The sequence below is a fragment of the Kitasatospora sp. NPDC086801 genome (assembly GCF_044745805.1).
In the GTDB taxonomy this organism is placed as follows: domain Bacteria; phylum Actinomycetota; class Actinomycetes; order Streptomycetales; family Streptomycetaceae; genus Kitasatospora.
In genome coordinates, this window is sequence record NZ_JBIVAX010000061.1 from 26,984 (window position 1) to 36,268 (window position 9,285).

Below are 9,285 nucleotides of genomic sequence, written 5' to 3' on the forward strand. Positions count from 1 at the left end.
CGTCGACTCAGGCCGCAGGCACAGGACGTGCTGTACCGCTGAGGGGCTCTGAATTTTCTGCGGAAAATCCGATGTGCCATCGGTCGAAGCGGTGTTCTGCTCTGTCCGTCCGGAAGGGCACAGCACGGACGGACAGCCTTCGCCGTGATGAGCGTGCTGGCGGATCGCTTCGGCGAGGAAGCCGTACGAATCGTCGCGGCCTTCGACTGAGCCACTTGAAGAATGCCAACGGGATTCCCGCGATGGCAGGCGACACCACCACGGCCTCGGCCAGTGAGATCCCCCGCTCGCCGCGCAGCGACAGCTGCAGCTTGGTTGCCGTGCCGGACTCGGCCGGGCGTCAGGAGCAGTCGGCCGCGGATGTCGGCCAGCCTTTGAGGGCGTTCATCGAAGCCGCACCTGGCGATGGTGTAGGGCACCTGGCGCCTCCGCGAACCCGGGTTTGTCGCGTGGCGAAAGCCCAGGGGGAGGGGGAGTGGGTGATACCTAGTGCTGTCACCGCGAAGGTTCGCCGGGTCGCTGATCAGGCACCGAGCTTGCGGATCGACTGAGGATCCAAGCAGGCGCGGCTGATCTCATTGAGTCGATCCCATGGAGGCGGTGAATGACATCTCGCACCGTGTCCTCGTCAGCTGCCACCAGCTGGGCGATGACGGGCATGCGCTTCCCGCCGGCCGACGCCAGGAGCATCATCGCGCGGCGGTAGCGCACCGAATTGGTGCTGTCCTGGCGCACGATCTGCGGCAGTCGTTGTCCCTCCTGGTCGGTCAGTCTTCGGACTCGTACCGCGGCGTGCGGCCCCGGCAACCTCACGGAGGCGCTCACACCGTTCCGTTCCTGGGCGAGCGAACACTTCCACTCCCTGGGCAGTCACGCAGCCCGAGACTCAGCCCGGTTGAACCTATGCGGTCACAGCGCTAGCCCACCGAGGTGCCGCAGCGAGTCGTGGCAACGGGAACGACAACGCGCATGGACGCCGGGCTCGGTCAGCATGCTTCGTAGCTGCCGCCAGACGATGTTCTGAGTACGCCTGCGGGTGGAGCTGGTCGGGCAGGAAGCGGCAGGTGTAGGGGCGCGCTCGCACCTGCGACGCAGCGACGCATTGGCCGGGGGAGAGGGGCCGTGGTCCCTGGGAAAAAGTGGTTGGCACCGGTCCGTCGAGGAGATGGCCCTGGCTTGGTGTCCGCTCGCTTGGTGTCCGCTCGCGTTGGCAGTCGGGGGCACTGAGTCGATTGCTGGTCTCGCCAAGCCACTGCTCCAAGACCTCGCGGGCTCACTTGTCCATGGCGTCCTTCCGGGCAGCGATGTCGGCACATCGGTAGACGGTCGGTCAAGGGAGGGAGGAAGGGAGGGAGGAAGGGAGGGAGGAGTCACGGACGGGCTTCCGGCGAGCGAGAGTCGTCGCGGTGTTCGCCGCACGTCCGGTTCGGTGAAGGCCGGGGCCTCAAGCGTGGAGGCGAGCGCGAGTGGCCTCTTCGAGGCCTCAGGAGCCGACGCTTCAGCGATCCGAGGCGATTTTCCTGCCACAGGCCATTTCACGTTCAAGAGCCTGAACACAAAAGACATCAGAAGACGTCTGATAAACAAATCGCGGCGCGGTGCTGTCCGCACAGGAGGGTGAGGTGGCACCAGGTCCTGGGGCGACGTGGTGTTGCGCATGCCGACCCCGTGGCGCTCCGACTGGCGCTCCGACAGCGTCCGGGCCCTTCGGCATCTGCTCGTACACGCACGCGAGGAGACGGTTCGGATGCGTGATGCGGATGAGGTGGTCGAGGTGGGTCATGCCGATGGCTGGGACTTCGCCACGTGTCGGGTGAACAACCCGACGAGTCCGGAAGCGGGGGAGAAGTGGGACGCGGCCTGGGGGAGTAGGGGAGCGTCGTCCACCAGGCCCTGGCGCCACCAGGCCCCGGCGCCTCGCGCCGACGGCAGCCCGGTCGCACGGATGACTCCCGTGCGCCGGCCACGACGGCGGCGAGCACTTCATCGACGCCCGGCCCCGGCCTGTGGCAGAACCACCTCGGAAGGCTGCTTACGACGGCTCCGCCTACGCCGTCGGTTGGCCGAGCCTCGACACCCGGCTCCACTCCGTCGCCCAGGCGGTGCTGCACCACGTCGACCGCGATCACGTCGAGCCAACCCACCCGCCAACTCTCCCTGGCGATGGGACAGTTGGCTGGTAGGCCCCATCGACTGACCGGAGCTTGGTTGAACGACAAGCCTTTTGAAGGTCTTGCTCGGGCGTCGGAGACACAGCACGTGAACTGGGCAGGCTCATCTTCGGCGTTGCCGGCCACCCGGTTGAAGAGCCCGCGACCGTTGTGGTGGGTCACCACACTCCGTGTTCCGGTCGGTAGTGGAACACCGCCGGGCCCGCTTCCTACGGCGCGGGGTCTTCTCTCCCGCCCGGCCTGCCACCGGCGGACGACGACGGGGCCGGGCGGCCGACGGTACCGCGCCGTTCGTTGTCCACGTCCTGTCCTGCCGTTGTCCGTGCCGGACGTGGACAACGGCAGGGCGAAGCGATCACGCGCTGGTCGGCTCGCGCCTCCTGCTCAGCCGAACACCGTGTACTTCACTCGTTCTTGGAGCGGAGTCAGGTGCTCGGTCAGCCATCGGGTCTCGATGCTCTGTGCCCAGTCGGGCGGCTCGTCCTCGTCTCCGGCCCAGCACACGTATATGTCGACCGTCCCGTGCGGAAGGGCCGCGGACACCAGGGCCGCCAGGAACTCCCGTGAGTGCTTCTGCGCGAGGAACTCCTCGCGTTCTTCGTCTCGCATCGCGTCGATGAGGGTCATCGCGTCGGCGACGTCGGTGAACCCCTCCCCCGCGAACCGGGAACTGTCGAATCCACAGCCACAGCCCTCGTGCGAGCCGACGTAGGTCACATGCGGTGAAGCGAAGCGGGCTCGCACGGGTGCGTCGGCGGCAACCTCGTGCGCCTCGCAATAGCAGGTCACGAGGTGGGGATCGGCAGCACAGGGGATCGGCGGCACGGGCTGTTCGGTTCCGATCCACACCATCAGGCACATGCGGACGAGGCTACGCTCGGCACGCCGCGAGCGCGCTCAGTACCTGGTACTCGGGGCCGGAGATCACGGTGAGGTCGGTCATGTCCCCTTCGTGGTGCAGCCGATCACTCCCCAGGTTCGACCCGTTCGACCCGTTCGACCCGTTCGACCCGTTCGATCCGTTCGACCCACTGCGACCGCCAGGCCGGCGGGTCGAACGGGTCCGCGAAGTACTGCGTCTCCCTCACCACGCGCCCCGCCGAGAACTCCATGATGCTCACCGTCTGCGTGGGCTTGCCGTCATAGGTGAGCACGAATTCGGTCACCCAGAGATCGCCGGCTCCGAGGATCCTGCGCACGGTGAAGGTCCGGACCGAGGGATGCCGGGTACGCAATGCCTGGATGTTGCTCCTGCCGCGGATGACCTCGCCGGACTGCGGGTACTCGACGATGACGTCGTCGGCGTAGATGTCGTGTTCCGCGTCCGCGTCACCGCTGTTCGATGCGGCCCAGTGCCGGTCCAGCAGAGCCCGGGCAACCGTCGCTTCCATCGTTGTGGCCCTTTCGCTATGGCCCTTTCGCTCGGAACACCACGCGCCGCCCGACGTCCTGCGACGCGGGCGCGTGCCTGGGCCGGATCACTCCAGGACAGGTCACTTGAGGAATCTCCAGCATCCGGTTCCCGAGGACCGCGGCCGGGGTCGGGTGCTGTCCGGTCACCAGGTTGCGGTGGCTCCGCTGACGATGAGAGGCACCTTTGCCATGGCAGAGATCCCCTCTCGGACGCATGCCGGCAGTGGGTTCGGCGGGATGCCCCACGAAACCGACCCGCCCCGCCGGTTTTCTCCCCTCCTTACGCAACCACGCTAGGCAGCCGCGCCGACCGCGCGCAACCCGGTGCTCCGTCGGCGGCCTTGGACGCGTATCGCTCGCTGCGCCGTCGGCGGTGGCGCCCTCGGCCACGGACGCCTCCGGTTACATGTCCAGGACCACGTCGGCCGGGGGCGTCGAACAGCAGATGAGCGCGCTTCCTCCGGCGGGGGGCTCCAGGGGCTGCGGGGCGTACTCGACGTGGCCGGAGAGGAGCGCAGTCTCGCAGGTGTGACAGATTCCGGTGCGGCAGGACCAGCGCACGGGCACGTCGCACGCCTCGGCGAGTCCGAGCAGCGTCCCGTAGTCAGGGTGCCAGGGGACGATCAGCCCGCTGCGCGCGAAGGCTACGGACGGCCCCGGGCAGTCGCCGGGAGGAGCGGCCGGCTGGTGCGGTGCCCGGGCGGATCCGGTCACCACGCCGGGCGTGACGGCGGACGTGGCCCCGAAGACCTCGGTGTGGATCCGGGAGGACGGCAGGCCGCAGGCCTTCAAGGCCCCGGTCATGTCCCGCATGAACGCGCTCGGCCCGCAGATGTAGGCGTCGGCGTCCGGAGGCGGCTCCAGGCTGCGGATCCGCTCGGGACTGCACCGCCCACTGACCGTGTAGTCGACACCTGGGCGGTCGACGCCGGACGGACGGCTGTAGGAGACGAACGACCGGCCTGCGGGCAGTTGGGAGAGCAGTGTGCGCACTTCGTCGGCGAACGGGTGGTTCTCGCCGTCCCGGGCCGTGTGCAGCCACCACACCACGCGCTGCGAGCGCTCCGCGGCCAGAGCGTGCAGCATGGCCAGGACCGGGGTGGCACCGACACCGGCGGACAGCAGCAGGACCGGAGTGTCCGCGTCCGCGAGCAGGAACGTCCTGCGCGGAGCGGCGACATCGAGAACGTCACCCGCCTTCACCTGCTGACGCAGGTAGGTGCTGGCGACGCCGTGTGGCTCCTGCTTGACACTGATGCGGTACGTCTCGGCGCCCGGTCGGCCGGAGAGCGAGTAGTTGCGGATGACCGGGGAGGCCTGTGGGTCCGGCCGCAGGCGGACCGTGAGGAACTGCCCCGGCAGCGCGGCTGGGAGCGGCTCGCCGTCGACTGCCGCCAGAGTGAGCGAGAAGATGCTCGCGCTCTCCGGCTCGATGCGGGCGACCACGAGCCGGCGGAACCCGGGCCAGGCCGGCGGCGGGCTGCTGGTGGTCAGCCCGCGGTTTCCACCCACGGCGCCGGAGCCGCGATCCGCGTCGTCGAGCAGGGCTCGCAGTGACGTCTTCCAACCGGGGCTCAACGCGGGGATGCGCAGGGCCCGTTCGAGTTGCGACCGGGCGTGGCCGGGTAGGTAGAGCAGCGCGTCGATCTCCGCGACGGTCATCTCCTCGGGGCCCGAGGCGATCTTCACGATCTCGTCCCCGGCCCGCACCCGTCCTTCGGTCAGCACCCGCATGTAGAAGCCCGGGCGGCGATGGGACACCAGCAGGGCGGCCATCTGCGGCTCGCCGAGCCGCAACCCCACGCGGTAGCACGTCACGCGGGGTTGGGTGACCTCGAAGACCGCACCGCCGATCGCGTAGCGGTCGCCGATGCACACCTCGTCGTCGGCGAGTCCGTCCACGGTGAGGTTCTCGCCGAACTGGCCGTACGTGAAGTCGTCCCGCTCCAGGTACTCCTGCCAATGGCGGTAGGAGCTCAACTGGTAGACCAGCACGGCACGCTGCTCGCCGCCGTGCCCGGCGAGGTCGCCCTGCCCGTCGCCGTCCAGGTTGAGCCGGCGCGCCATCACGGGCCCGGCGACGGGGTGCTTCCAGATGCCGGTGCGGGTGGTCCTGCCGTGCCAGGGGACGTCCTTGGGCATGCCGACGCTCACGGCGATCAGAGCGGCCATGACCTGTGCTCCTCCCGCGCTCGACAGGCCGGTGCCTCCAGCGTCGTACGGTCGGCCGCCGACCGCACCCGAAGAGCTCTGCGCGGCGCCGGGGCCCGGCGACAGGTAGAGTCGGAACCGGTGGGTGCCGTCGCCGGGCGCGGCCTGCCGTGAGCCGGAGACTTCCAGCGTGAGAACCTCAGCTTGGACATGCCCATGAGCTCGGAGAAGCGGGTGGCGATCGTCACCGGCGAGGTCCTGCACGTCGATGGCGGCGAGAGCGCCGGCTTCTGAAAGAACCGGGATCGGGAGAGATCGGCCTATGCGCACTCGCAAGCAGCTGACTCCGCTCGGCGCTGTCGGTGCGGGTCTGGTGGCGGGAGTGATCGGCACCGTCTGCATGGACACCGTGCGGTTCCTGCGCCAGCGCCGGGCCGGCGGCGAACACAACGCCCTGCACTGGGAGTTCGCCCCGGTCCGCACCTGGCAGGAGGCGCCGGATCCCGGGCAGGTCGGAAAGCGCCTGGTCGAGGCCTTCACCCAGCGCGAGCTGCCGGACAGCGCGGCGTTCCCCGTCAGCACGCTCATGCACTGGGCCTACGGAGTGGGCAACGCGGCCTTCTACGGCGTCGTCAGCGCCTCGCTGCGCAAGCCCCGCGTCCTCTACGGGCTCCCGTACGGTGCGCTCGTGTGGCTCAGCGGATACGTGGTGCTTCCGATCGCGGGACTCTACGAACCCATCTGGACATACGACGCCAAGACGCTGGGTGATGATCTGGCCGCCCACCTCGCCTACGGCGTCGGTACGAGCAGCGCTTATTGGTTGCTGAGCAGGGTTTCCGTGTTCTCGCGGCAGCTGTAGTCCGTGATCTGCTGGTGCTGGTGCTGGTGCTGGTGCTGGTGCTGGTCGGCGAGGTGAGGGGCCGGCTTCGGATGTCTCCTGCTGTGACGTGCTGTAACCGGGGCGGCGGACGCTGCCTGGTGACGCGCCGTCAGCAAGGCCGCGAGGTGCGGCGAGTGAGGCGAGTGAGCCGCTGCCCGGGAGGTCACGTCCGGTGCCGTCGGGGCAGCTCGGCATGCCGGACCGGGGCGGAGGCCAGGGCGAGGGCCGCGCCCAGGCCGGCGACGGCGCCGCAGCCGATGAAGACCGGTGCGGCACCCCAGGCGCCGATGGCGGCGCCGACCAGTGGGTAGCTGAGGGGCGCGAGACCGATCATGGTGAGCATGACGACGGAGGTGACCCGGCCGAGGTAGGCGGGGTCCGCCGCGGTCTGGATGAGGGCGTTGTCCAGGCTGCCGGAGACGCCCACGCTCAATCCGACGGCGGCGGCCAGCACCGCGGCGGCCCACAGGGTCGGGACCAGCGCCATGGCGGCCGCTCCCGTACAGCCCACGAGCAGTGTCGCGGCCAGCATCAGGCCCGCGCGCGGCAGCCAGCCGACGATGGCGAGCAGTGCGGCGCTGGCCGCCGCTCCGGCCCCGAAGGAGCCGACGATCCAGCCGTAGCCGGAAGGCCCCCAGCCGCGTTCGGCGTTGAGCAGCACCATGCCGACGTTGAGCGTGCCGGTGAGGCCGAGTTCGCAGACGGCTCCGGCGGCGACGAGCGGGCCGATGAGGCGGTGGCGGCGGATGTAGCGCAGCCCGTCGAGGAGGTCCGTGCGCGCGCTGCCGGGCTTCGGCGGGTCCTCGTCGCGCGCCCCGAGGGGGCGTATTCGTACTGTCAGCAGGAGCGGCAGGGACAGGGCGAAGAGCAGGCCGGCGGCGGTGAAGGCGGCGGCCGCGCCGCCGAGGCCCATGGCCAGGCCGCCGATCGGCGGGCCCGCGATCTGGCCGAGGCGCATCGACAGGGAGCGCAGACCGGTGACGCGGGCCAGTTGGTCGGGACCGGTGATCCGCGGCGGGAGGGCCCCGACCGCGGGGACGAACAGCGCGTCCACGGCGCCGAAGACGAGCGCCACCGCGACCAGGATCCACAGGGTCGGCGCGGTCAGCGCGATGGCGGCGGCCACCGCGAGGATGAGCAGGCAACGCAGTGCGTCGCTGCCGAGGATCACCCGGCGGGGGTCGGCCCGGTCGGCCAGCACGCCCCCGCCGAGCATGAGTAGTGCCCGCGGCAGCGCCCCGGCGGCCATGACGAGGCCCACCTCGGCCGGGCCGGCGGCCTTCTGGGCTGACCAGCCGAGGGCGACGAAGTACACGCTGTCGCCGACGAGCGAGGCGGTGTACGCGGCGAGCCAGCGCAGCACGTTGCCGTCGCGGAAGGCCGGGGTGCCGGCGCGTTCGGGCGGGGCTGTCTGGGGCGGTGCTGTTTCGGGCCGGGCTGTCTCCGTGGTGGCCATGGCGGGCTCCAGCAGGTCGGGACACATCCGTGTCGGGGCGGAAGGGTTGGCGACGGGGGAGTGGCAGGAGCGGGAGGAGCGGAGACGGAAGCGTCAGAGACGGAAGCGTCAGGGGTGGAAGCGTCAAGGGTGGAAGCGTCAAGGGCGGAAGGGGAAGCCGTAGAGGTGCACGGACACGTGCTCGCGCTCCTCGGTGTCGCCGGCCGCCTTGGCGGCCTTGCCGCGTTCCCGCCAGCGTCGGCCCAGTGCCTCTAGTTCGCCGCTCAGCTCGGCGAGTTCGGCCGGGGTCAGATTGATCAGCCACTCGGAGCTGAACGCCGAGTCCGTCCAGGCCTTGCCCCAGACGGCGCCCTGGTCCAGGTACGCGCGGTACTGGGAGGCACGGGTCTCGACGAGGCCGCGGGTGACCGCGCCGACCGCGGCGGCCCCCTCGGGCGTGCCCGCGAAGTCCGAGTCGCGAAAGCCCCAGCCTTCCTCGGAGGCCACCTGCCACCACCGCTCCCGGCCGTCCGCACGACGGCTGCTCGCCTCGGTCACGAAGCCGTGCTCGGCCAGCTTGCGCAGGTGGTAGCTGACCAGCGAAGGCGCCGCGTCGACCTGTTCGGCGAGCTGGGAGGCGGTCGCGGTGCCCGCGGCGTACAGCAGCCGGTAGAGCTGCATCCGCAGCGGGTTCGTGAACGCCTTCAAGCGGGACAGGTCGGTGATCTGGTCGGGTTCGCGCTTGGGTCGCATGTTCAGACCATAGATCTGCAGGAAAAATTGCGCAATAAATTTTTCAGACCTCGGGGGTGGGGATGGAGACGCCGTCCGTTCGTAGCGGCGCTGGGGACACCGGCTGTGGCAGAGTCGGCGGATGGATCTGGGACAGGGGTGGGCGGCCGTTCTCGCGGGCGGCGTCGGCATGGTCGGGGTGCTCGGCGGGTCACTGGTCGGCGCTGGTCGGCGCTGGTCGGCCGTTCGGGGCGCGCGTGACGCGGCGGTGCTGAACGTGGAGACGGTCCGGCGGCAGGTCGCCGACCAGGCGGTGAGCGAGCACCGGCACTGGGTGCGGCAGGAGCGGCAGAAGGCGTACCGGGAAGTACTGGACGCCCATGCCGGGATGCCCCCGCCTTCCAGGGGGCGGTCTCTAGGAGTCCTCGCAACACCTGATGGCCTATGCGGTTGTCAGTAGATCACGCAGACGCTCGGCTGGAGTTCTCCAGCCGAGCGTT

6 protein-coding genes and 1 pseudogene are annotated in these 9,285 nt (G+C 70.0%); 1 reads left to right on the forward strand and 6 read right to left on the reverse strand.

Annotated elements, in window-relative coordinates; all coding sequences use genetic code 11:
• Positions 1-547: 547 nt before the first annotated feature.
• The 4 genes and pseudogenes from ACIPLC_RS35935 to ACIPLC_RS35950 form a co-directional block, all read right to left on the reverse strand.
• Positions 548-807: pseudogene (locus ACIPLC_RS35935) on the reverse strand (hypothetical protein); the annotation flags it as partial.
• A gap of 1,748 nt (positions 808-2,555) precedes the next feature.
• On the reverse strand, positions 2,556-3,032 hold the full coding sequence (locus ACIPLC_RS35940; RefSeq protein WP_400477254.1) for a hypothetical protein: 477 nt from the start codon (positions 3,030-3,032) through the stop codon (positions 2,556-2,558).
• A gap of 104 nt (positions 3,033-3,136) precedes the next feature.
• Positions 3,137-3,562 (reverse strand): nuclear transport factor 2 family protein, encoded by a 426-nt coding sequence (locus tag ACIPLC_RS35945; protein WP_400477255.1) that lies wholly within the window; start codon positions 3,560-3,562, stop codon positions 3,137-3,139.
• Between the two features lie 424 nt (positions 3,563-3,986).
• Complete coding sequence (locus ACIPLC_RS35950) at positions 3,987-5,756, reverse strand: MOSC domain-containing protein (RefSeq protein ID WP_400477256.1); 1,770 nt, start codon at positions 5,754-5,756, stop codon at positions 3,987-3,989.
• Positions 5,757-6,057: 301 nt separating this feature from the next.
• Here ACIPLC_RS35950 and ACIPLC_RS35955 point away from each other — a divergent pair, with 301 nt between their 5' ends.
• Complete coding sequence (locus ACIPLC_RS35955; protein WP_400477257.1) at positions 6,058-6,597, forward strand: hypothetical protein; 540 nt, start codon at positions 6,058-6,060, stop codon at positions 6,595-6,597.
• 184 nt (positions 6,598-6,781) lie between these two features.
• On the opposite strand, the gene ACIPLC_RS35960 is transcribed toward ACIPLC_RS35955, so the two are convergent.
• Both ACIPLC_RS35960 and ACIPLC_RS35965 read right to left on the reverse strand, forming a co-directional pair.
• Entirely contained in the window at positions 6,782-8,074 is a 1,293-nt protein-coding gene (locus tag ACIPLC_RS35960; RefSeq protein WP_400477258.1) for an MFS transporter, read from the reverse strand.
• A 138-nt stretch (positions 8,075-8,212) separates the two neighbouring features.
• Positions 8,213-8,806 carry an ArsR/SmtB family transcription factor gene (locus tag ACIPLC_RS35965; RefSeq protein ID WP_400477259.1) on the reverse strand — a complete coding sequence of 198 codons (594 nt, stop codon included), beginning with the start codon at positions 8,804-8,806 and terminating at the stop codon, positions 8,213-8,215.
• Between the last annotated feature and the right edge of the window lie 479 nt (positions 8,807-9,285).

What these genes read in the sequence shown, in the direction of transcription:
- ACIPLC_RS35945 (WP_400477255.1), bottom strand. Translation starts at nt 3,562, where the DNA reads ATGGAAGCGACGGTTGCCCGGGCTCTGCTGGACCGGCACTGGGCCGCA.
- ACIPLC_RS35960 (WP_400477258.1), bottom strand. Translation starts at nt 8,074, where the DNA reads ATGGCCACCACGGAGACAGCCCGGCCCGAAACAGCACCGCCCCAGACA.
- ACIPLC_RS35965 (WP_400477259.1), bottom strand. Translation starts at nt 8,806, where the DNA reads ATGCGACCCAAGCGCGAACCCGACCAGATCACCGACCTGTCCCGCTTG.
- ACIPLC_RS35955 (WP_400477257.1), top strand. Translation starts at nt 6,058, where the DNA reads ATGCGCACTCGCAAGCAGCTGACTCCGCTCGGCGCTGTCGGTGCGGGT.
- ACIPLC_RS35950 (WP_400477256.1), bottom strand. Translation starts at nt 5,756, where the DNA reads ATGGCCGCTCTGATCGCCGTGAGCGTCGGCATGCCCAAGGACGTCCCC.
- ACIPLC_RS35940 (WP_400477254.1), bottom strand. Translation starts at nt 3,032, where the DNA reads ATGTGCCTGATGGTGTGGATCGGAACCGAACAGCCCGTGCCGCCGATC.